Origin of the sequence: Pseudomonas sp. ICMP 460, from assembly GCF_002723595.1 — a bacterium.
GTDB lineage: Bacteria > Pseudomonadota > Gammaproteobacteria > Pseudomonadales > Pseudomonadaceae > Aquipseudomonas > Aquipseudomonas kitaguniensis.
Genome location: NZ_LKBR01000046.1, coordinates 207,474 through 229,000, shown reverse-complemented (window position 1 = coordinate 229,000; position 21,527 = coordinate 207,474). Strand labels below are relative to the sequence as shown.

General features: G+C 61.5%; 19 protein-coding genes and 1 pseudogene. 12 read left to right on the top strand and 8 right to left on the bottom strand.

The genetic code is table 11. From position 1 onward, the window contains the following. Positions 1-928: 928 nt before the first annotated feature. Positions 929-2,224, bottom strand: a complete 1,296-nt coding sequence (locus AO240_RS23650; protein ID WP_099239730.1) for a protein kinase — start codon at positions 2,222-2,224, stop codon at positions 929-931. 39 nt (positions 2,225-2,263) lie between these two features. Further along, positions 2,264-3,358 carry a cell division protein ZapE gene (gene zapE, locus AO240_RS23645; RefSeq protein WP_099239710.1) on the bottom strand — a complete coding sequence of 365 codons (1,095 nt, stop codon included), beginning with the start codon at positions 3,356-3,358 and terminating at the stop codon, positions 2,264-2,266. A 214-nt stretch (positions 3,359-3,572) separates the two neighbouring features. Here zapE and AO240_RS23640 point away from each other — a divergent pair, with 214 nt between their 5' ends. The 7 genes from AO240_RS23640 (at position 3,573) to AO240_RS23610 (ending at position 9,922) form a co-directional block, all read left to right on the top strand. Then, positions 3,573-4,064 carry a spore coat U domain-containing protein gene (locus AO240_RS23640; RefSeq protein WP_177445863.1) on the top strand — a complete coding sequence of 164 codons (492 nt, stop codon included), beginning with the start codon at positions 3,573-3,575 and terminating at the stop codon, positions 4,062-4,064. After that, entirely contained in the window at positions 4,058-4,600 is a 543-nt protein-coding gene (locus tag AO240_RS23635; protein ID WP_099239706.1) for a spore coat U domain-containing protein, read from the top strand. The genes AO240_RS23640 and AO240_RS23635 overlap by 7 nt, the downstream gene beginning before the upstream one ends. Positions 4,601-4,618: 18 nt before the next feature. Beyond that, entirely contained in the window at positions 4,619-5,161 is a 543-nt protein-coding gene (locus AO240_RS23630) for a spore coat protein U domain-containing protein (RefSeq protein WP_099239728.1), read from the top strand. A 4-nt stretch (positions 5,162-5,165) separates the two neighbouring features. Next, entirely contained in the window at positions 5,166-5,666 is a 501-nt protein-coding gene (locus AO240_RS23625; protein ID WP_099239704.1) for a spore coat U domain-containing protein, read from the top strand. Positions 5,667-5,691: 25 nt separating this feature from the next. Further along, positions 5,692-6,480 (top strand): molecular chaperone, encoded by a 789-nt coding sequence (locus AO240_RS23620; RefSeq protein ID WP_058415589.1) that lies wholly within the window; start codon positions 5,692-5,694, stop codon positions 6,478-6,480. A 137-nt stretch (positions 6,481-6,617) separates the two neighbouring features. Next, positions 6,618-8,912 carry a fimbria/pilus outer membrane usher protein gene (locus AO240_RS23615; protein ID WP_099239726.1) on the top strand — a complete coding sequence of 765 codons (2,295 nt, stop codon included), beginning with the start codon at positions 6,618-6,620 and terminating at the stop codon, positions 8,910-8,912. 59 nt (positions 8,913-8,971) lie between these two features. Next, the gene (locus tag AO240_RS23610; RefSeq protein WP_177445862.1) at positions 8,972-9,922 is read left to right on the top strand and encodes a spore coat U domain-containing protein; all 951 of its coding nucleotides are present in this window, start codon (positions 8,972-8,974) and stop codon (positions 9,920-9,922) included. Here the strand turns inward: AO240_RS23610 and AO240_RS23605 are convergent. Then, the gene (locus tag AO240_RS23605) at positions 9,919-10,656 is read right to left on the bottom strand and encodes an anti-sigma factor (RefSeq protein WP_099239702.1); all 738 of its coding nucleotides are present in this window, start codon (positions 10,654-10,656) and stop codon (positions 9,919-9,921) included. The two genes, AO240_RS23610 and AO240_RS23605, sit on opposite strands and share 4 nt — an antisense overlap. Continuing rightward, on the bottom strand, positions 10,653-11,159 hold the full coding sequence (locus AO240_RS23600; protein ID WP_099239700.1) for a sigma-70 family RNA polymerase sigma factor: 507 nt from the start codon (positions 11,157-11,159) through the stop codon (positions 10,653-10,655). The genes AO240_RS23605 and AO240_RS23600 overlap by 4 nt, the downstream gene beginning before the upstream one ends. Before the next feature lie 196 nt (positions 11,160-11,355). On the opposite strand from AO240_RS23600, the pseudogene AO240_RS23595 reads away from it, so the two are divergent. From AO240_RS23595 to AO240_RS23580, 4 genes and pseudogenes are all read left to right on the top strand, one after another. Then, a pseudogene (locus tag AO240_RS23595) lies at positions 11,356-12,963 on the top strand (amino acid adenylation domain-containing protein). Continuing rightward, entirely contained in the window at positions 12,956-14,254 is a 1,299-nt protein-coding gene (locus tag AO240_RS23590; protein ID WP_099239698.1) for a hypothetical protein, read from the top strand. The pseudogene AO240_RS23595 and the gene AO240_RS23590 overlap by 8 nt, the downstream one beginning before the upstream one ends. Before the next feature lie 122 nt (positions 14,255-14,376). Beyond that, on the top strand, positions 14,377-15,459 hold the full coding sequence (locus AO240_RS23585; protein WP_099239696.1) for a catalase family peroxidase: 1,083 nt from the start codon (positions 14,377-14,379) through the stop codon (positions 15,457-15,459). Further along, a complete protein-coding gene (locus AO240_RS23580; RefSeq protein ID WP_099239694.1) occupies positions 15,456-15,995 on the top strand; it encodes a cytochrome b in 540 nt (179 codons plus the stop codon). Before AO240_RS23585 ends, AO240_RS23580 begins: the two co-directional genes overlap by 4 nt. Positions 15,996-16,059: 64 nt before the next feature. On the opposite strand, the gene AO240_RS23575 is transcribed toward AO240_RS23580, so the two are convergent. Together AO240_RS23575 and AO240_RS23570 are read right to left on the bottom strand one after the other, a co-directional pair. Beyond that, positions 16,060-17,211, bottom strand: coding sequence for a M14-type cytosolic carboxypeptidase (locus AO240_RS23575; protein ID WP_099239692.1), 1,152 nt, complete (start codon positions 17,209-17,211; stop codon positions 16,060-16,062). Between the two features lie 466 nt (positions 17,212-17,677). Further along, entirely contained in the window at positions 17,678-18,031 is a 354-nt protein-coding gene (locus AO240_RS23570; protein ID WP_099239690.1) for a DUF6124 family protein, read from the bottom strand. Between the two features lie 130 nt (positions 18,032-18,161). Between AO240_RS23570 and AO240_RS23565 the strand changes: the two genes are divergently transcribed. Continuing rightward, positions 18,162-18,797: a LexA family transcriptional regulator gene (locus AO240_RS23565; protein WP_099239688.1), complete on the top strand. Its 636-nt coding sequence runs from the start codon at positions 18,162-18,164 to the stop codon at positions 18,795-18,797. On the opposite strand, the gene AO240_RS23560 is transcribed toward AO240_RS23565, so the two are convergent. Both AO240_RS23560 and AO240_RS23555 read right to left on the bottom strand, forming a co-directional pair. After that, a complete protein-coding gene (locus AO240_RS23560; protein ID WP_099239686.1) occupies positions 18,794-20,719 on the bottom strand; it encodes an acetyl/propionyl/methylcrotonyl-CoA carboxylase subunit alpha in 1,926 nt (641 codons plus the stop codon). The two genes, AO240_RS23565 and AO240_RS23560, sit on opposite strands and share 4 nt — an antisense overlap. Then, positions 20,716-21,522 carry a gamma-carboxygeranoyl-CoA hydratase gene (locus AO240_RS23555; protein WP_099239684.1) on the bottom strand — a complete coding sequence of 269 codons (807 nt, stop codon included), beginning with the start codon at positions 21,520-21,522 and terminating at the stop codon, positions 20,716-20,718. Before AO240_RS23555 ends, AO240_RS23560 begins: the two co-directional genes overlap by 4 nt. Positions 21,523-21,527 lie beyond the last annotated feature (5 nt).

Below are 21,527 nucleotides of genomic sequence, written 5' to 3'. Positions count from 1 at the left end.
CCCGGCGTCCTGCCGGGTTACCCACGGATTCAAGCCTGCGTGCGGCCATCGTGGTTTAACGGGGCGCTTCTCAGATCAAGATCAAGATCAAAAGCAAGAGCACGGTGGCCTGAAAGCCGACCTGAGTGGTTGAAGCAGATCAAGGGCGGGTTTGCATGCACAGCAGATCTGCTTTTTTTGCTTTGTGTGCTTTTTGTGCTTTTTGTGGGAGGGGGCTTGCTCCCGATAGCAGTTTTACAGTTGATACATGAGTTGACTGACCCACCGCCATCGCGAGCAAGCCCGCTCCCACAATGGTTCGGCGCTGTTAGATAGACTGCAGCAGCGCTTCGATTTCTTCGAAGCTTGAGTGGTTGAAGCAGGTCAAAGGCGGCTCTTGAGTACACAGCAGATCTGTTTTTTTTGCTTTGTGTGGGAGGGGGCTTGCTCCCGATAGCAGTTTTACAGTTGATACATGAGTTGACTGACTCAACGCCATCGCGAGCAAGCCCGCTCCCACAATGGTTTGGCGCTGTTAGATAGACTGCAGCAGCGCTTCGATTTCTTCGAAGCTTGAGTGGTTGAAGCAGATCAAGGGCGGGTTTTGAGTATACAGCAGATCTGCTTTTTTTGCTTTGTGTGGGAGGGGGCTTGCTCCCGATAGCAGTTTTACAGTTGATACATGAGTTGACTGACCCACCGCAATCGGGAGCAAGCCCGCTCCCACACTGGTTTGGCGCTGTTAGATAGACTGCAGCAGTGCTTCGATTTCTTCGAAGCTTGAGTGGTTGAAGCAGATCAAGGGCGGGTTTTGCATAAATAGCAGATCTGCTTTTTTTGCTTTCTGTGGGAGGGGGCTTGCTCCCGATAGCAGTTTTACAGTTGATACATGAGTTGACTGACCCACCGCCATCGCGAGCAAGCCCGCTCCCACACTGGTTTGGCGCTGTTAGATAGACTGCAGCAGCGCTTCGATTTCTTCGAAGCTTGGGCGTGCCAGCACGTCGGGCTGGCAGCAGTTTTTGTGCAGCTCCAGCAGCCGCTGATCACTTGACTCCGCCTCAACCCGCTCCAGCAACTCCCCCAGCAACACGCCGAACGCGCGCACTTCAATGCGTTGCAATGCTCTGGTTTCGAGGGTGTCGGCCGTGGCATGGAACGACGCCGCGCCAAAGTCGCCAAGCAAGCAATCACCCGCTTCGTTCCACAGGATGTTGTGGCCGTACAAATCGCCGTGGGTGATGCCGTGACGGTGCAAATGCGCGGCCACCGAGGCGATGCCGCGGGCCATGCGCAAGGCCACGTCGAAGCTGAAACGCGTGTCGGGTTGGTAAATATCGCGGGTGCACGATGCCAGGCTCGGCAGGGCGGCGAGGTTGCGGTAGCTCGGGTCGATCAGGTCCATCACCAAGGCGGCCTGGTCTTGCGGGTGGTCAACCACGCGGCCTTCTACTTTGATCAGGTTGGGGTGCAAACCGGCGGCGATGCAGGCCTGCATTTCATGCAGCGGCGAGCCGTCGCTGGTGATCGTACCTTTGTACAGTTTGACCGCAACCGGCTTGGCCGCCGGCGCCCACTGCGCCTTGCGAATGATCCCGGAGGCGCCTTCGCCCAGCACTTCGCCCAGCACCAACTGCGACCAGGGAATGTTCGCCGTCGCCTCATCAGCCGCGACCTCCACGGCCATCTCCACCGGGTTACCGGCGTAGGCCAGCCAGGTCAGGCTGGGCATGGCCAGCAGCCAGGGCGGCAGTTGGGTCAGCCGGTTGGAGGCGATGCGAATCAGCTCCAGGTTGGCGCAGTTGGCCAGGCTCTGCGGCAGGTGCGCGAGTTGGTTGCCGGCCAGCATCAGTTTTTGCAGCAACGGCCGTTCGCCCAATGCGCTGGGCAATTGGCTGATGCAATTATCGGTAAGGATCAGCCAGCGCAACTGCGGCGGCAGAGAGGTTTCGGGTACATGCCTGATCTGGTTGGCCTTGAAGCCGATCATGCTCAGTTTTGCGCACTGGCCCAGACATTCCGGCAGCGTGGTAAAGGCGTTGTCCGAACAAAACAACACACGCAGATGCGTCAGGCGATGCAAGTCATCCGGCAAGCTGCTCAGGGCATTGCCGGTGAGGTTGAGGATTTCCAGGGAGTCGGCCAGCTCGAAGATTTCCTGCGGGAATTCGGTCAACCCGCAGGACAGGTCCAGGCGCGTAATTCCGGCCAGTTGGCCGGCCTTGAGTTGGGCGAGGGTATTCATCGGCGGCGCGGTCACTCGGCAAGAGGGCATAAAAGGCGCTCATGATACCGGGTCGGGCGCGGGTTGCGCGCGCGCCGTTTGCAATTGTCCGAGGCGGCTGGCGGTGCGCGCAAGGTCAATGGCCTGGCCTTCCAGCGCTTCAGCCAAGGGCAACTGGCCGATCAGTGTCAGGCGTTTATCCTGGTCGTAGAGCACGTCCACCACATTGATAAAACGCTGTTGCACGGCGATCGGGCAGTCTGCGAGTGGCGGCAGGCCGTCGATGATCCAGTGGTCGAAGTCCTCGCACAGCAGCAGGTAATCCATCACCGCCGTGAGCTGTTCGCAGAGGTCGTTGAAAGTGAAGGCGATGGTAGCGGCATGATGGCGGCGGCAGGTCAATTGCCGGGTGCCGACGGTCAACCATTGCGCCGGGCAATCGGCAGCGGGTAACCCCAACGCCTCGCGCTGCTGCGTGGTGCCCGGCCACACGTATTGGCCGGTGCTGAAGCGCTGTTGCGCATGGGCCTGCGGCAAGCTGCGAAAATCCTGGTCTGAATTGACTTCCAGCACCTCCATACGCGCGGCGATCAGGTCGATCACCGGCTTGAAGCGTTCGTGGTACAGCGGGTTGGGCAGCAGCCCGTGCGGCGCGTAGTTGGAGGTCATCAGCACCAGCACGCCGCGCCGGAACAGCGCCTTGAACAACCGGCTGATGAGCATCGCATCGCCAATGTCGTGGACGTGGAATTCGTCGAAACACAGCACGCGGCAACCCGCTAACAGCTCATCCAGGGTCACGGCCAGGGCATCATCATGCTCGCGGTGCAGGAACATGCCCCGGTGCAGCCGGGCGAAAAATGCATGGAAGTGCACCCGCTGTTTCTCGGCAATTGGCAGCGCCTGGAAAAACCCGTCAAGCAGCCAGCTTTTGCCACGCCCCACCGGGCCGTGAAGGTACAGGCTGCGCGTGGGCTGGCCGGCGAGCAGGTGCTCGGCTTCGCGGGCGAGGGCGGCAATCGCCTGGCTTTGGCCGGCGCTGAGGGTATAGCCCAGCTGCTCGGCCTGGGCCTGAAAGTAAGCGGGGATGGGCGATGCGCCGACGGGTTCGGCGTTGTGACCAAACAGGCGCTGGATCAGGGAAAACACGGCCAATGCGAGTCACTCTGTGTTTCGGTGGTGGCTTACTTTAGGACGCCCGCCGCGATTTGACCAATAGAGCCGGTTATTGCGCAACAGTCGGTTGCGGGCAAAAACCTGTTTGGACTGGCGGTTTTTCTGCCAGTGGCTAACCTCATAGTCAGGCGTTACCCCTGTATAAGGAATTGGGGCAGTGAAGGGACGAGCAGTATTGGCGGTGATGGGCACGATGCTCTGCAGTACGGTGTACGCCGCGCAGCTTCAGGTGGTGGTGCGCATCGACGTGCAGCGTGGCTGCCAACTGGTGGGCACCACCCGCAGCGCAGGCATCGAGCAACTGGGCGTATTGGATTTCGGCAGCGGCGCGCGTCTGGATGACCCGGCCGGGCCTTTGAGTGCGGCGCTGATCAGCCAGCGTCAGCCACGCCTGGAATGCAACCCCGACACGCCTTACCAAGTGCGCGTCGACGGCGGGCTGCATGGTGGCGTCGGCGAAGTGCGCTACCTCAGCGCCGCAACCCCTTCGAGTCAACCCATTCCCTATCGTATCTACGCAGACCCTGCGCGGTTGATCCCGTTGCCGGTGGATGTGCCGCTCAGCGGGCGGGTGCCGGACTCAGGCTCCGTCGACTTGCCCCTGTATGGCCGAATCGAACCGCTCAAAGGCATCCCGGCCGTCGGTCGTTATTCCGACCTGCTCAAGGTCACGGTCACATGGTAAGCCGGTTTCTGGCCTTGGCGGCCATGGGCAGCTTATTGCTGCCGGCGCAGTACGCCCGGGCGGCGGTGGCCAGCGGGTTTATCCAGGCGCGCATGGTGGTTACCGCGAGTTGCGAAGTCAGCCGCGGCACTGACACGGCGCCGGTCAGCCCGACGGGCGGCACGGCCATGCTCGACTTCGGCAGCCAGGGGCCGACCTGGAGCAACCCCTTGGGCGCGGGCCTGTCGGCCAGCGGTACAGCGCCGCTGTCGGTGTCATGCAACCCGACAGTCGCAAGCTTCACCGTGACCATTGACGGCGGCACCAATGCCGTTGGCACCACGCGGCGCCTGAGCAACGGCCGCCAGACCATCGATTATCAACTGATGGCCGACCCGCTGGGGCGCATTCCCTATCGGATCGGCCAGCAACACAGTTTTGTCGCCAGCGATGGCACACAAATGACCATCCCGGTGTGGGGCGCCGTGGTGGCCAATACAACTGCCCTGCCTGCCGGCACCTACACCGACACGTTGACCGTGACACTGGACTGGTAACTCAAAGGGATGACCATCATGCACACATTAGTATCTCGAATAGGCGTCTGCGCGCTGGGCCTTGCGATGGCCTCCAGCCTCAACGCGGCGACCACCGTAACCGGGCAGATCACCTCCAGCATGACGCTGATCGCGAGTTGCCAGGTCAACGGTTCCGGGGCGGCCACCGGCTTGAACTTCGGTAGCTTGAACTTCGGCACCACCAACAGCTTGTTCACCAACGCCGACGCGCAACTGTTGGGCGGCACCGGTACGGGCGGCGCGCTGTCGGTGCTGTGTTCCGCCGGCACCACGCCGACGGTCAAGGTGCGTGCCGGCGCGCATGATAACGCCTCGCCAGGCGGCACGCGTGCCTTGGCCGACGGTGCGGGCAACTTCGTGCCCTATGACTTCTACACCGACAGTGGGCACTCCGCGCTCCTGGCTATCGACGGCGTGATCACCCTGGCGGCGAGTACCGGCACGGCGCAAACCGTCAACCTCTACGGCCGCGCGGTGGGCAAAGCAGGGCTGCCAGCGGGCACGTATACCGACACGGTGGCCGTAGAACTGACGTTCTGACGCCATGACGCGCTCGGTGTGGCTAAAGGCATTGCTGGCCTGTGCGTTTGCAGTGCCGCTGCCGCTGGCGGCGGTGACCAGCCAGAGCTTTCAAGTCAGCGCGACGGTCACGCCGGGCTGCCTGATCGTGGGCGCAGGTGCCAACTATGGCGCGCTGGCCTACGGCAGTTATTCAGCCCTCGCCACCGGCACGGTGAGTGCGGCGCTGACCAGCGCGGTGATCTTGCAATGCACGCCGGGCGTGACGCTGAGCATGAGCGTCGACGGCGGGTTGCACAGTAGCACCGGGCGCAATATGCAGCACAACAGCGGTAGCGCGCGCGTGGGCTACCAGTTATTCAGGGATGCGGCGTTCAGTCAGAGCCTGGGCATCAGTCAAAGCGTCAACGTCAGTTACAGCGACGCAACCACCATCAGCTTGCCGATTTACGGGCGGGTGCAGTTACCCGGCAATCAGCCTGGGGGGACGTACAGCGATACGCTGCAGGTGCAGTTGTCGTGGTAGGGCTATGAGTATAAGGAGTGGGTTTATGCGTTCACCTTCCCGGCGGCTGTGGGCCGCGGGTGTTGCCTTGGCTGCCGTGTGCTCGGCGGGGCTTGTGCAGGCAGCGAGTTCGGTGCTGATCTGGCCCATCGACCCGGTGCTGGAAGCCGACCAACAGGCCAGCGCGCTGTGGCTGGAAAACCGCGGCAGCGAGACGGCCAGCCTGCAGATTCGGGTGTTTGCCTGGAGCCAGAGTGGTTTTGACGAGCAGTACCAAAACCAGCGCGATGTGGTCGGCAGCCCGCCTGTGGCGAGAATCGAGCCCGGGCAAAAGCAACTGGTACGCCTGACGCGCACCCGTGAAGTGCCGCCGGGGCAGGAGCTCGCCTATCGCATCATCATTGATGAAATCCCCTCGGCGCTGCAGGTGCCAACACCGCCGGAGGGCAAGAATACCGCCGCGGCGATTCGCTTCCAGATGCGTTACTCGGTGCCGTTATTCGCCTACGGCGCGGGCCTGTGGAGCAAGGACGATGCTACCCGCCAGCGCGACCCCAAGGGCGCCGGCAAGCCGGACCTGAGCTGGCAAAAAGTCAATGTGGCTGGGCGCACCTACATTGAGGTGCGCAACCAGGGCGCGGTGCATGCGCGCCTCACAGATGCCTCGTTCAAGCAGGGCGGGCAGCCCCGCCCGCTGGTAGATGGCCTGCTCGGTTATGTGCTGCCCGGCGCGACCATGCGCTGGCCGGTACCGGACGCGGTGTCCGCCGATCAGCCGTTGCAGGTGCGCATCAACGGCGCGCCGCAGTTGGAGAGTCTGGCGCCAAAGCGGTAACGGTTTTATAGCGCGACGGGTTATTCCCGGGTTCAACAGGATGGAGATGTCCATTGAAGGACACAACGCCATGGAGCCGTGGTTGGGCTCGTTGTAAGTGGCCGTCGGTGGTAGTGGTGAGCGGGCTGTGCGGCGCAATGATTGCGCCGCCGGGCGTGGCCGGCGACTTGCCGCCGCCCCCAAGCAGTCTGGAGGCTGTTGCCGATGCACAACTGTTTCTGGAGTTGGTGGTTAACCAGATGGACACCGGCCGCGTTATTGCGGTTGATCAACGGGCCGGGCAGCTTTATGTACCGGCCAGCGCGTTACAGGACGTGGGCATGAAATTGCCGGGCGACCTCACCGGCAGCATCGCCCTGGACGCGCTGCCGGGTTTGCACAGCGACTACGACAGTAACGGCCAGCGCCTGTTGCTGGATGTACCGCCTTCGTGGCTGCAGGAACAGTTCATCGGCAATCGCAATGCCTACCCGCGCACTCAGGCCATGAGCAGCTTTGGCGCATTGCTCAACTATGACGTGTATTTCAACGACACCGATGAGGGTGGCAGTTACCTTGCCGGGTGGAGCGAACTGCGGCTGTTCGATAACTGGGGCACCTTGTCGACCACCGGGCAGTACCGCCAAACCCTGATCGGCGGCGTCAGCGACAGCACGCTCAACAACGGCTATCGGCGTTACGACACCACGTGGCGGTTCTCGGATGACGAGCGGCTGCTGACCTATGAGGCGGGTGATGTGATCAGCGGCTCGCTGCCCTGGAGCAGTTCGGTGCGACTGGGCGGGGTGCAACTGTCGCGCGATTTTGCGGTGCGCCCGGACCTGGTCACTTATCCCTTGCCGCAATTTGCTGGCGAAGCGGCAGTGCCGTCCTCGGTTGACCTGTTTATCAACGGCTACAAGTCCGAAAGCGCGCTGCTGCAACCGGGGCCTTACACGCTGACCAATATTCCGTTCATTAACGGCGCCGGTGAAGCGGTGGTCGTCACCACCGACGCCTTGGGTCGCCAAGTCTCGACCACCGTGCCGTTCTACGTCACCAGCACGTTGTTGCAACAAGGCCTGTCGGATTTTTCGGTGGCCGCCGGGACCTTGCGCCGCGATTACACCCTGCGTGATTTCGGTTACGGACCGGGCGTTGCCAGCGCCACCTTTCGCTATGGTTACTCCGACAACCTGACGCTGGAAAGCCATGCCGAAGCCGCCAGCGACCTGACGCTCGGCGGGCTGGGCGGCAACCTGCGCCTGGGTAACGTCGGCGTGCTCAATACGGCCGTCGCCCAAAGCCAGTTCGAAGGCCGCACCGGCCAGCAACTGAGCCTGGGTTACCAGTACAACAGCACGCGCTACAGCCTGTCGTACCAGCGCGTCGAACGGCGCGATGAATACGCCGACTTGAGCCTGGTCGATACGCCCTACGCCAGCCTCAGCAAGCGCAGCGAGCAGGTGACGTTAAGCCTCAACCTGGAGCGCTTTGGCAGCTTGGGCGTTGGCTACTTCGATGTGCAGGCGGCCGACGATTCGCGCACGCGGCTGTTTAACCTGAGCTGGAGTAAACCGCTGTGGCGCAACACCAGTTTTTACCTGTCGGGCAACCGCGAAGTAGGTGACAGCAACTGGGCCATGCAGGCGCAATTGGTCATTCCGTTCGACCTCAGTGGCAGCCTAGCCGTGAGCAGCGAGCGCGGCAAAGACGGCGCCAGTCGCCAACGCGTCAATTACAGCAGTGCGGTGCCCAGCGAAGGCGGCGTGGGCTACAACCTCGGCTACGCCCAAGGCGATGGCCCGACCTATCGCCAGGCCGACCTGACCTGGCGCCTGCAATCGGTGCAGTTGCAGGCCGGCGTGTACGGCAGCAGCGACGCCGAGACGCGCTGGGCAGATGCCAGCGGTTCGTTGGTGTGGATGGGCGGCAATACGTTTGCCGCCAACCGCATCAACGACGCCTTCGTGGTGGTGAGCACCGAGGGTTTCGCCGGTATTCCGGTGCGCTACGAGAACCAACTGGTGGGCCACACCGACCGCAACGGGCATCTTTTGGTGCCGTGGAGCAGCGCGTATTACCGCGGCAAGTACGAAATCGACCCGCTGAACCTGCCGCCGAATATCCAGAGTGCGAACGTGGAGCAACGCGTCTCGGTGCGGCGTGGCAGCGGTTACCTGTTGGCGTTTCCGTTGCGTCGCGTGATCGCCGCGAGCATCACGCTGGTGGACAACCAGCATGAGGATTTACCGCTGGGCAGCCTGGTCGTCCACGAACAAAGCAACACGCAGGCGGTGGTGGGTTGGGATGGCCTGGTGTACCTGGAAAACCTCAGTGCGCACAACACGCTGCAGGTGACCTTGGGTGAAGGGCGCACCTGCCAGGCGACGTTCGACATTGATGAGCAACAACAGGACGTGCCGCTGATCGGGCCGTTGGTCTGCCAATGAGGGGCTGAACAAGGAGCGCGCAGGTGAGAGGCAAGGGATGGCTGTACCTTGTGGGGCTGATGGGGCTGATGTTTTCGGCGCAGGCAATGGCGCTGTGTTCGGTGGTCACCCCGACCCCGGTGAGTTTTGGCTCGATCAGTTCGATGACCGTGCGCACTGCCGCGCAGGCCAGTTCCAGCGCTAACGCGGGGTTACGCTGTACCTCGACACTGATCTCGCTGCTGGTCTCCACTGACCACTTTTATGCCACGGTGACGGGCTCTGCCCAAGGTGGCATGGTCGGGCCGACGGGGGATGTGATCGGCTACACGCTCTACGGCAATAACACCACCAGTTATCCGATCACACGCAACAGCCAATTTGATTTTGGCGCCGCCAGCGGCATCGCTCAAACCCTTGGGCTGGTGGCGGGGCCGGGCGCAAAAAATCTCCCGCTGTACGTGAGTAGTATTACCGGCAGCAACGTGGCTGCGGGGCTGTACAGCGAGACCTTGAGCATTGCCTGGAACTGGAACTATTGCTCCGGCATTGGCCTCGGTGGCATCTGCGCGGGGCGTGATACCGGCACCGGCACGTCGGCGATGACTGTCAGCATGACCGTCACCAACGATTGCCAGATCACCGCGCCGAATATCAGCTTTGGCAGCGCGCCGGTGGTGAGCGGTTTTACCCCCGTCAGCGCGCAGACCATCAGTATCACCTGCACCAAAGGCAGCGCCTACACGGTAGGCCTCAGCGATGGCCAGAACCCGGTCAGCGTGGGCGGGCGCAGGCGCATGATTGCCGGCAGTCATTACCTCGCCTACGACATCTTCAAAAGCGCCGGCACCACGCGCTGGGGCAGCGTCGGCGCAGCGCGGCGGGACAGCTCGACCGCCGAGGTCAACCCCGGCAACGGCCTGGGCACCGGCAGCCAGATTTTCAACTACAACGCCAAGGTCTACACCGATCAGCCCACGCCACCGGCCGGCACCTATACCGACAACGTCGTGCTGGACGTGGGGTTCTAGAACTTGAGCATCTTTGCGGTGGGCTCATCGTTCGCGCTGACCACGGCATAGTTGTACCCGGCACCGGACCAGTACTCAGCCTGCAGCCCATCGGCGCTGCGGCTGCCACGCGGCAAAAAGCCGTTTTCCGGGCCTGGCGGGCGAATGTAGAAACTGATGCGCCGACCTTGTGTGTCTTCGTACAGCACCATCGCCGCAGCGCCTTGTTCAGTGGTGAGCAGGCGCCCGCTGACCGGTGTAAAACCTGACGCGCTCAAGTCGGGCAGGCGGTGTGCCTGATTGAAGTAGCGGTCGAGCCACGCCTGCATGTTGCTGCTGCCCTGGGCCTTGAAATCGGCCGGCATGATGCCGTCCTGGGCAAACAGGCGGAACGCCTGCATGGCGTCGGCCATCGGCAACATCGGCGCTTGGGTCGCTTCGCGGGCGTGCCAGCCGCCCAGGCCGCCGAGGGTGACGGCGATCAACAGCACGGCGGCGGTTGCGAAGTGGCGGCGCGATTGATGCTGGATGCGTTGGCGGATCAGCGCCGGGTCCAGGTCGGGGTTGGCCGGTTGTTGCAAAACCCCGCTCAAAGCGGCGCGCAGCACCTGCGCATCGTGTTGCCAGGCCTGCACTTGGGCTGCCACGTCGGGGTGCGCGGCCAACCAGGTGTCGAGTACACGGCGGTCGCTTTCCAACAGTTGGTGATCGACGTAGGCATGCAAATCGCGTTCGCTGGGGGGCAGGCTGATCATTTGAGTATCCGCAGGGAAGGGCTGGCAATTTCGCCATCGCTGAGTTGGCGCAAGGCTTGACGCGCGCGTGACAGGCGCGACATGACGGTGCCGATGGGCACCTCGAGGATAGCCGCGACTTCCTTGTAGCTTAAGCCTTCGACGCAGACCCAGAGCAGCAAGGCGCGTTGCTCGGTGTTGAGTTGGTCGAAGGCTTGCAGGGCCGATTGGGCCATCACCGTGCGCTCCACCGAGGGCTGCGCGTCGTCACGGCCGGTAATAAATTCGAGCATGCGTGCGTAACGCCGGCTGCGCCGATGGGCATCGAGAAACTGCCGGTAAAGAATCGAGAACAGCCAGGCGCGCACGTCACCTTCGCTGCGTTTGTCGGCCCAACGGGTGATCGCGCGCTCAAGGCTCGACTGCACCAAATCGTCGGCGCTGCTGGCGTTACGGGTCAGGGACACGGCAAAACGCCGCAACCTGGGGATGAGTTCACGTAACTGTTCGTCGAGTTCATGCATGGGGGGCGAGTCTAGCCGGTTGTGCAGGTGTAGACGCTCGCCGCTGTAAGTTATTCCCACAGGCGGCATAAGAAATTTCGCCCTGCAGGTAGGTAATGCCTTAAGGATTGTGGTGCCTGTAATGTCTGATTGGCCCACCAATCAACCCTCGTACTTGCCGGAACAGCGTTGGCAATAAACATACGAGGGTTTTTTCATGACATTTTCGCCAATCAATACTCAGTTTTTTTCCCGGCCTGCGCTGGCTCACTTGCCTGCCGTGCGGCGGGTCTTGTTTGAGCAATGGGGATGTGGCCCGACAAGCCAGCCGACCTTCGATCGTGTGCACCACGCGATTGAAATGCAAGCGGCGCTGGCGCCGCAAGCGACCGCCGCCGTGTGGGCGGGCCAGCGTATCAGCTATGAACAACTCAACCGCCAAGCCAATCGGTTGGCCGTACGCCTGATTGAATTGGGCGTGAAACGCGGCGACACGGTCGCGTTGTTCGTCGAGCGCTCAATCCCAATGGTGGTAGGGCTTTTAGCCGTGTTGAAGGTGGGCGCTGCGTACGTGCCGCAGGACGCCAGAATCGTGCCGAGCCTGCAGCTGGCGATGGTCCTCGACGCATTGACCAGCCCGGTGGTGCTGACGCTGTCGCACCTGGCTGAGCGCATGCCCGCAGAAGCGGCCGATCGCTGCCTGTGCCTGGATACGTTCCTGGCTGAAGAGCTTTGGGTGGCGCAAGACAATGATCAGGTGTTCGCCGCCACCGACACCGATGACCTGTGTTTCGTGTTGTTCACCTCCGGCACTACCGGGCGGCCGAATGGCGTGTGTGTCAGTCACCGCAACGTATGCAATATTCTACTGACCCAGCCAGGCCAGATGGGCATGGCGCCTGGCCGCAACGTGGGGCAGATCCTCAACATCGGTTTTGACATGGCGGCCTGGGAAATCCTCGGTTGCCTGGCCCATGGGGCAACGCTGTTGATTCGCGGCAAAGACATTGCGCAGACCGCTACGCAGTGCCATGTGTTAATCGCGACGCCTTCGATACTGGCCAGCCTCGACCCGCAGCAGTGCCCGGTCATGAGTGTGGTCGCGGTGGCGGGGGAGCCCTGTTCCCAAGCGCTGGCCGATCTGTGGGCTACGCATTGTGAGTTTTACAACGGCTGCGGGCCCACCGAAACCACCATCGTCAATACGTTGCACCTGCATGTGCCCGGCACGTTGTTAACCATCGGCCAGCCGACGCCCAATAACACGGTGTATGTGCTCGACGAACAGGGCCGCGCTTGTGAATTGGGGGCAATCGGCGAAATGTGGGCGGGTGGCATGGGCGTCACGGTGGGCTACCTGAACAATACCCCGCTGACCCAGGAACGTTAGCGCCCGGACCCTTTTTTGGGTGGCGAGGCGATGATGTTTCGCACGCGAGACTTGGGGCGGTGGACCCCCGATGGGCGACTTGAGCACCTGGGCCGTGTTGACGATCAGGTAAAGGTTCGCGGCTTTCGGGTGGAACTGGACGCGGTGTCTTCGGCCCTGGAGGCCGCTGCGGGTTGCACGCGCGCCGTCACGCTTAAATTGGACAGCCGCACCTTGGTGGCCTTTGTCTCACCGGCCGACGCCGATATTGACGCGTGCAGGTTCCAGTGCGAACAGCGCCTGGCCTACTACTGCGTGCCCTCGGCTATTTACGCGGTCAAGGACTTCCCGATGACCGCCAGGGGCAAGATCGACAAGGCTGTGTTGCTGCAACGGGCGCGGGAGCGGTTCGTGGCCTTGGCGGCGCTCTCATCCGAGGACGCCGGTCGTGATTGATTTACTGACACTCACCGTGGTCCCGCCCAAGCCCGCGTTATGGCGCCGCTGGACGTCATTGCGGATTTTTTCTTACTACAACCGCCTGGCGGCAATGATTTTGATGGGTAACGCGGCGTTTGTGCTGATGGGCCTGAACCTGCAGGCCATGAATGTTCAAGTGCTGTCGGACATGGTGTTGCTCAACCTGTCGATTGCCATTTTGATTCGTCAGCAATACGTGATCAATGCGCTGTTCTGGCTGGCGACACGCGTACCGCTGACATGGCCGCTGCGCGTGCGTCGCAGCGCAGCCAAGGTCTACCACTTCGGTGGTTTGCACAGCGGCGCAGCCTTGGCCGCCACCGCCTGGTTTACGGTGATGGTCGGCGTTCAGATCGCGCGATATGTGCAGGCACCGGGCAGCGTTTCGCCGGCCTGGTTGTGGTTAAGCGGTGTGCTGCTGAGCCTGCTGATGTTGATGGTAATCATGGCTCAGCCGCAGATCCGTGGCCGCTTTCATAATGGTTTCGAGCGCGTCCACCGGTTTGCCGGTTGGAGCGCACTGCTGCTGTTCTGGGGGCTGGCGCTGCTGGCGTCATACGAGTCCTCGTCGAACCTGCTGCACAGCGCGTCTTTCTGGATGCTGGTGCTGCTAACGCTGAGCATCGCTTTACCTTGGTTGCGTCTGCGAAAGGTTGCCATCGAACACGTGCGTCCTTCAGGGCATGCGGTGGTTACGCGCTTTACCCACACCACGCCCTTTGTCGGTTCGGCCACTGCGCTCAGTCGCCATCCACTGTTTGAGTGGCATTCATTTGCGAATATTCCTGCACCGGGCGAAGCAGGGTTTCGCCTGATCATTTCCAAAGCCGGCGATTGGACCGGGCGCTTCATTGAGGACCTGCCCCAACACGTCTGGGTCAAGGGCATTACCACTGCCGGTGTGGCCAACGTGGAAACCCTGTTCAAGTCCGTCGTGTACATCGCCACGGGCAGTGGCATTGGGCCGGTGATGCCGCATTTGTTGGCCGCTAAAACGCCGATCCAGCTGATTTGGTCGACTCGCAGCCCGAGAAAAACCTATGGCGACGCCTTGGTCGACGAAATTCTACGCGCCCAGCCCGGCGCATTGATCTGGGATACCGATGAACGCGGCAAGCCCGATCTGCTGCAATTGGCTTACGGCGCGGTGCAGGCCGTTGGTGCGGAGGCGGTGATTTGTATCGCCAACCAGGCGCTGACACAGCGCGTGGTGGAAGCGCTTGAGGCGCGTGGAATACCCGCCTATGGCGCGATCTGGGATTCCTGAAACACGGGTGTTGCGTCGGCCGTGCATCTACCTTGAAAAAAGCTACAGTGAAAATGGAATAGACCTGCATCTGGTTCGTCTCATAGCTCTTTCCACTGTGGCCAAGCGCCCTGGAGTTATTCATGGTAGATCACTCATCACCGCCCCGTCCGCCGTTGAGCACTGCGAGCCTGATCGCGCGACTCGCCGGTATCGGAGCCGTGGTTGCGGTTGTGGCCGGGGCATTTGCCTACGTCAACGGTACTCTCGACCCACAGCGCCTGCGCCCGAAAACCTTGGTTAATGCGCTGGAAACCAATAACGGCGTGCACCCTGGATTCCGACGCAACCATGCCAAGGGCGTCTGTGTGGCGGGTTATTTCGAGAGCAGCGCCGAGGCGCGTGCGTATTCCGCTGCACAGGTGTTCAGCGAGGCTAAAACCCCGGTGATCGGGCGCTTTGCCTTGCCCAGCGGCAACCCTTATGCGCCGGACAGCAGTGTGCCAATCCGCAGTTTCGCCGTGCAATTCAGCCAGGCCAACGGCCAGCAATGGCGCACCGGGATGAACAGCATGCCGGTGTTCCCGGTGGGCACGGTTGAGGCGTTCTACCAGATGCTCAAGGCCGGCGCGCCAGACCCGGCGACCGGCAAGCCGAACCCGGCAAACATGCCGGCGTTTTTTGCATCGCACCCGGAGACCGCTTCGTTTCTGGCCTGGGTCAAAACTGCCAAGCCCTCGGCCAGCTATGCGACTGAAACGTACAACGGCATCAATGCGTTTTACCTGGTGAGCGCCGATGGCAAGCGCCAGGCTGTGCGGTGGGGCGTGGTGCCGCAAAGCCAGGATACGCCGGGTGACACCGCGCCGTCGGGCGGTGACTTCCTTGAAAAAGACTTGGTGCAGCGCCTGGCTTCAGGGCCGCTGCGTTGGCAGTTGAACATGACGCTGGCCAACCCGGGCGACCCAGTCGACGATGCGAGCAAGGCCTGGGCCGGCGAGCACAAAGTGCTGAATGCCGGCACGCTGGTGCTGCAAAGCAGCCAACCGCAAGCGGACGGCGATTGCCGTGACATCAACTACGACCCGCTGGTTTTGCCGAGTGGTATCCAAGCCTCCAGCGACCCGTTGCTGGCCGCACGTTCGGCAGCGTATGCCAGCTCGTACGTACGCCGCGCCGGTGAAGTCAACCCGCTGCACAGTGCCCCTCAGGAGTCGAAGCCATGAATGCTCAACCACGGTTTTTCGCGCCGTTGGCTCGTCTGCTGCATTGGCTGATGGCACTGATGGTGATTGCCATGCTGTTTATCGGTGCGGGCATGGCGGCGTCGGTGTCGCAGCGTCATGAGTGGCTGATTGACCTGCACAAGCCGCTGGGGATTGCGATTCTGGCGTTGGTTATCGTGCGGCTGATCGTGCGTTTTTCGACCCGGCAACCGCCGCTGCCTGCCGATTTGCCACTCTGGCAAGTACTCGCAGCCAAGGCGTCCCACGTGCTGTTGTACGCGCTGATGCTGATATTGCCGTTGCTCGGCTGGGCGATGATTTCGGCGGCGGGTGACCCGGTGATGCTCAGCAGTTCAGTGCAATTGCCGGCGCTGGTGGGTGCAGACGCGCCGCTGTTTGCGCTGCTACGCAAGGCTCACGGTTATCTGGCGTACCTGTTGTTCCTGACCGTGCTGCTGCACTTGGCGGCGGCGTTGTTCCACGGGCTGATCCGCCGTGATGGCGTGCTGCAAAGCATGACCGGCAGCAAGCACTGACGGCGGTTTGGGTGGCAAGCTCGCTTGCCACAACCGCTTCATTCAGAGCCGATCCAAACAATGTTCAGCGCAGGGCCGTGACTATATCGGCCACGCTGCTCAAGACGTCCTTGCCCAATTGCATCGAGCGTTTGCCCGACCAGCCTGTGTGCGGGTTGGGCGCGTTGTCGTTGTCCTTGAAGGGCATCTCCAGGGTCAGTGACAAACAGTCGTACTGTTCGCCGACGGCATTGCAGGCCAAGGTCATATTGGCTTCGCCCGGCAAATCGCGGGTGTAGCCATGGGTGGTCTGGAAGTCGCGGGTCAGCGCGCTCAAGTGGCTGCGGAAGCGTTTTTCCAGCGCTTCGATACGCGGGGTGTAGCCCGGGTTGCCTTCGCAGCCTGCAGTGAAGACGTAAGGGATTTCTTCGTCGCCGTGAATATCGAGGAACAGGTCGACGCCGTATTTTTCCATCTGCTCTTGGGCGAAGAGTACTTCGGGGCTGAGTTCCTGGCTGGCGCTTTGCCAGGCGCGGTTGAGGTCCTGGCCCATCGCGTTGGTGCGCAAGTGGCCGTGGAAGGCGCCGTCCGGGTTCATGTTCGGAATCAGGTACAGGTCGGCGACGGCCAGCAGCTTTTTCAGCTCAACGTCACCGTCTTGTTGCAGGCGTTCGATGATGCCCTCCATGAACCATTCGGCCATGTGTTCGCCGGGGTGTTGCTGAGCGATGATCCAGATGTTGCGCCGGCCTTCGCCACCCTTGCCACGGCGCAACAGTTGAATATCACGGCCTTCTGCACTTTTGCCGGTAGCGAGCAAGCGGGTGCCCGCGCGGTTCAAGGCCTGGTCGATCAGCCAGTCGTGGCGCTCACGGCTGTAGGGTTCGAAGTAGGCGATCCACGCGTGTTTCTCGCGGGTCTCCAGGCTGATGTGCAAGGTGTCGCCATCAAAACGGGTAGGCACTCGGAACCAGTTGATATGGTCGTAGGAAGCCACGGCGTTGTAGCCGCTCCACGCGTTTTTATACGAGGAATGGCTCGCGTTACTCAGGCGGAAGGTGTGGGTGTGGCCCACGTGCATGCCTTCAGCTTTGAAGTGGAACCATTGGAAATGCGCGCTGCGCGTATCGGGCTTGATTGCCAGCAGCAATTGAAAGGCGTCGCTGGCATCCAGCACCTGGATGTTGCCGCTGTCAAAGTTGGTGCTGATCTTGATAGAGGTCAAGGCCACGGTCATAGTCTGGTTGCCTGAATATGAGTGTTGTGGCGGACATATTACACAGGAGTCAGGCAAAATCCTGGTGCAAAAGTGTTGCGCGAGGGAAGGGGGCGTCATCCCTGACGCCGCGGCAGCTTAGGATCTATGAGATTGATTCTCAAGCGCTATTTCGCAAAGAACCGGGCTAGAGCGTTCGTTCGGCTTTCTTTTGGCGATTGTCTTTTGCTACCATGCGCGCCATCAAGCAACACACAGTCTTCATTAGCCTGAAGCCATGCCAGAAAAACTGGCAAAAAAAAGACCCGGCCAAAGAGCCGGGTCAAAAACCGTGATTAGCCTGATGAGGAGATATTCCAGGAGTCCGACCTAAGGTCTCTTGGTCTATCGACTGATCTCGCGATCAGCTGGGTCCAATAATAATCATTATCATTTGCAAGTCAAATGTTTTTGTCGGCCTGATAGAAATATTTTTCGGTTGCGCCCGTTACACGCTGAGCTGAGTAGCGGCCGGCGCGCGCAATGTCTGCTCCACCATCGCTTTTGCTATATCAATCAAATACACCACCGAAAAGGCCAGGTCTCGCTGGTTGCCTTGACGGCTGTTCGCCGATTCGTAGGCTGCTGCTGCCGCACTGCGTAGCAGGTCGGAGGCGTGAACCAGAGCTTCTTCATGGCTGACGCCGGGCTTGATGGCGAAAAAACATTCGTCCGCGCTCGGCACCGACACATCCTCTTTCAAGTAATAGTCCAGTGCGCGTCGTACGGCGCCGCTGCTGCGCAGCTCCAGCAGTTCGTCAGCTTGCGGCGCGCCGGGCAGGTGATACGGGCTAGTCGTCATGAAGGTGATTACTCTGAGTGAATGTCGAAAACCTGCCTCTGATAGTAGTACGAATCGTATTTATGTCATTTGATGGATTACTACAAACTGTTTATTGTCATGAAAATTACCCAACGTATTGTCACGTCCCATGGATAACTGGATTGCGTTGGTCAAAGCCAACATGAAAGACCGCAAGGTCACGCAGGACGAGCTCGCCGAGCGCTTGGGCATGTCGCAGGGCGGTGTCGGCCATTGGCTTAACAAGCGCCGCGTGCCGAGCCTGGCGGATATGAACCGGGTACTCGCCGAGCTGGGCTTGGGTTACCTGGAAGTCGCGCTGGAAATTCGTGAGAAAGACGACGAAGCGCCGGCCCCGAAAAAACACTACAACCCGTATTTTCGCTACCCGGTCAGCGACTGGAGAGGCCTCTGCGAAATCCGTGAAGAACGCGCGGTGTACGAAGTGGCGCGTTTCGAGCTGAGCGATTACCACGCCCAGGGCGAAGCGTTCTGGCTACCCGTGACGGGTGATGCGATGACCGCCCCCAGTGGCCTGAGCATCGGCGCAGGCATGATGATTCTGGTGGACCCGGCCATCGCCGCCGAACCTGGCAGGCTGGTGGTCGCCCAATGGGCAAATAGCCTTCAGGCAACCTTTCGCCAGTTGCTGGAAGAGAGTGGCCAGTTGTACCTGGTGCCACTCAACCCGACCTATCCCAAAGTGCTGTTCACCGACGACTGCCGAATGCTCGGGGTTGTCGTGCAAGCCACTGCGAAGTTTTAGCCGGCCGTTTCAAGCTCGACCAAGGCACTGCCTTCGGCAACCATTTCACCTTCCTGGCAAAACAGCGCCTTGACCTTTCCTGCGTGCGGCGCGCGAATACTGTGCTCCATCTTCATCGCCTCCAGCACCACCAGTTGAGTACCGGCTTGCACCGTTTGGCCCACCTCCACCAGCACGCGCACGATACTGCCGTTCATTGGCGCCGTCAGGCCACCCTGCTGTGACGGGTTGGCCGCCACTGCTGCAATCGGGTCAAACAGGCTGACCGCGTGCAGTTCGCCGTCCCAGCGCAAGTACACACAGCCTTCGCGGCGCACCGCCAAGTGAGCGCGGCGCACGCCGTTATGGTCGATCAACAACTGCTCGCCGTGCAGGTGTGCGGTACTGCCACTCAGCGTTACCAGCCGATGCTGCCCTGCGCAGCTTAAATGCACCGACACCTCGGCAGGCAGCCCCGCGCGAAAACCCCGCGTATCCGCCCACGGCCCAAAACCTGCCGGCAAGCTCTGAACAAACGCCGAGCCCGCCGCCTGCCAGAACGCATCGCTGAACGCGCCCGCTACCGGCAGCAACTGATCCTGATAGCGCGCAATAAAACCGGTGTCCAATTCCGCTGCGGCAAACGCCGGATGGCCGATGATCCGCCGCAAAAAGCTCAGGTTGGTCTTGAGCCCACCCACGGCAAACTCATCGAGCATGCTCAGTAAGCGCAGCCGCGCCTGTTCACGGTCTTCGCCCCAGGCAATCAGCTTGCCGAGCATCGGGTCGTAGAACGGCGAGACACTGTCACCTTGTTGCACGCCGCTGTCGACGCGGCGCCCAGGCCCCGCGGCAGGTTCACGGTACAGCGCGAGGTGCCCGGTGGCCGGCAGAAAATCATTCGCCGGGTCTTCGGCGTACAAGCGCACTTCGATCGCATGGCCGATCAGCGGCACGTGCGCCTGAGTGATCGGTAACGCTTCACCCATCGCGACACGAATTTGCCAGGCCACCAGGTCGAGGCCGGTGATCGCCTCTGTTACCGGATGCTCCACCTGCAACCGCGTGTTCATCTCCATAAAGAAAAACTCACCCTGAGCGTCGAGCAAGAACTCCACGGTGCCCGCGCCCACATAACCGATAGCCTGCGCCGCACGCACCGCGGCTTCGCCCATGGCCTTGCGTTGTTCAACACTCAAGCCCGGCGCAGGCGCTTCTTCGACGACCTTTTGATGGCGACGTTGAATCGAGCAATCGCGCTCATTGAGGTACAGGCAGTGGCCGTGTTGGTCGGCAAACACTTGAATTTCTACATGGCGCGGCTTTAGCAGGTATTTCTCGACCAGCATCTGCGCATTGCCAAAAGACGACAGCGCCTCGCGCTGGGCCGACGCCAGGGCTTCGGCCAGTTGGCTTACATCCTCGACCACCTTCATGCCCTTGCCACCGCCGCCGGCCGTGGCCTTGAGCAGCACCGGGTAGCCGATACGCGCGCAGGCATCGCGAAAGGTTTGCAGGTCTTGGGCGTCGCCGTGATAACCCGGCACCAGCGGCACACCGGCGTCTTCCATCAAGGCCTTGGCGGCCGATTTACTGCCCATCGCATCAATCGCCGAGGCGGGCGGGCCGAGGAAGATCATCCCCGCCGCTTCAATCGCGCGGGCAAAATCGGCGTTCTCCGACAAAAAGCCATAACCCGGATGAATCGCCTGGGCGCCACTTGCCTGAGCGGCGGCGATCAGCTTGTCGATTTGCAGGTAGCTTTCGGTGGCTTTGCTGCCACCCAAATCCACCCGAATATCCGCCTCGCGGCTGTGGCGCGCATCGCGGTCCGTGGCACTGTGCACGGCCACGGTGGTCAACCCCAGCGCTTTGGCCGTGCGCATCACCCGGCAGGCAATCTCGCCCCGGTTGGCCACGAGTAACGTGGTCAGTGTGCTCATGACCGCGGCTCCTGCGCTTGCCAACTCGGCGGGCGTTTTTGCAGGAAAGCGCGCAAGCCTTCCTGGCCCTCGGCGCTGACGCGAATCCGCGCGATGGCATTTTCGCAATAACGGCGCAGCGCCGGGGTGAGGGCGCCGTTACCCACTTCACGCAGTAAATCTTTGCTGGCGCGCATTGCCGCCGGGCTGTTTTGCAGCAGGTTGCTGACCCACTGTTCGACGTGTGTATCCAGTTCACTCGCCGGGTAACTTTCCGCGAGTAAGCCAAGCTCGCGTGCGCGCTGGCCGCCGAAGCGTTCGGCGGTCAGCGCATAGCGCCGCGCGGCGCGTTCGCCGATAGCCTGTACCACGAACGGGCTGATCACCGCGGGAGCCAAGCCGATGCGTACTTCCGACAGGCAGAACTGCGCGTCATCCGCCCCAATCGCCATGTCGCAGCAACTGATCAAGCCCAGCGCACCGCCATAGGCCGCGCCTTGCACCACGGCCAGGCTGGGTATTTTCAGCTTGGCCAGGTTGTACATCAACTCCGCCAGCTCGCGGGCGTCGTCCAGGTTGGTGTGGTAATCAAGCTCGGCGGATTGCTGCATCCAGGCCAAATCGGCGCCGGCGCTGAAGTGCTTGCCGCGCCCGCGCAGCAGCAGAAAACGCAAGGACGCATCCGCCTGCACATGGTCGAGGGCGATGATCAGTTCACGGATCATCTGCGCATTGAACGCGTTGTTCTTGGCTTCACGGTTAAGCCACAGCGTGGCAAAACCACGGCTGTCGGTGATCAGTTCGAGGGTGTTGAAATCGCTCATGGGGT

Coding starts and splice junctions, on each gene's coding strand:
- AO240_RS23610 (WP_177445862.1), top strand. CDS start 8,972: ATGGGGCTGATGTTTTCGGCGCAGGCAATGGCGCTGTGTTCGGTGGTC.
- AO240_RS23585 (WP_099239696.1), top strand. CDS start 14,377: ATGGTAGATCACTCATCACCGCCCCGTCCGCCGTTGAGCACTGCGAGC.
- AO240_RS23630 (WP_099239728.1), top strand. CDS start 4,619: ATGCACACATTAGTATCTCGAATAGGCGTCTGCGCGCTGGGCCTTGCG.
- AO240_RS23560 (WP_099239686.1), bottom strand. CDS start 20,719: ATGAGCACACTGACCACGTTACTCGTGGCCAACCGGGGCGAGATTGCC.
- AO240_RS23555 (WP_099239684.1), bottom strand. CDS start 21,522: ATGAGCGATTTCAACACCCTCGAACTGATCACCGACAGCCGTGGTTTT.
- AO240_RS23640 (WP_177445863.1), top strand. CDS start 3,573: ATGCTCTGCAGTACGGTGTACGCCGCGCAGCTTCAGGTGGTGGTGCGC.
- AO240_RS23650 (WP_099239730.1), bottom strand. CDS start 2,224: ATGAATACCCTCGCCCAACTCAAGGCCGGCCAACTGGCCGGAATTACG.
- AO240_RS23570 (WP_099239690.1), bottom strand. CDS start 18,031: ATGACGACTAGCCCGTATCACCTGCCCGGCGCGCCGCAAGCTGACGAA.
- AO240_RS23625 (WP_099239704.1), top strand. CDS start 5,166: ATGACGCGCTCGGTGTGGCTAAAGGCATTGCTGGCCTGTGCGTTTGCA.
- AO240_RS23600 (WP_099239700.1), bottom strand. CDS start 11,159: ATGCATGAACTCGACGAACAGTTACGTGAACTCATCCCCAGGTTGCGG.
- AO240_RS23620 (WP_058415589.1), top strand. CDS start 5,692: ATGCGTTCACCTTCCCGGCGGCTGTGGGCCGCGGGTGTTGCCTTGGCT.
- AO240_RS23575 (WP_099239692.1), bottom strand. CDS start 17,211: ATGACCGTGGCCTTGACCTCTATCAAGATCAGCACCAACTTTGACAGC.
- AO240_RS23635 (WP_099239706.1), top strand. CDS start 4,058: ATGGTAAGCCGGTTTCTGGCCTTGGCGGCCATGGGCAGCTTATTGCTG.
- AO240_RS23580 (WP_099239694.1), top strand. CDS start 15,456: ATGAATGCTCAACCACGGTTTTTCGCGCCGTTGGCTCGTCTGCTGCAT.
- AO240_RS23615 (WP_099239726.1), top strand. CDS start 6,618: ATGATTGCGCCGCCGGGCGTGGCCGGCGACTTGCCGCCGCCCCCAAGC.
- AO240_RS23605 (WP_099239702.1), bottom strand. CDS start 10,656: ATGATCAGCCTGCCCCCCAGCGAACGCGATTTGCATGCCTACGTCGAT.
- AO240_RS23565 (WP_099239688.1), top strand. CDS start 18,162: ATGGATAACTGGATTGCGTTGGTCAAAGCCAACATGAAAGACCGCAAG.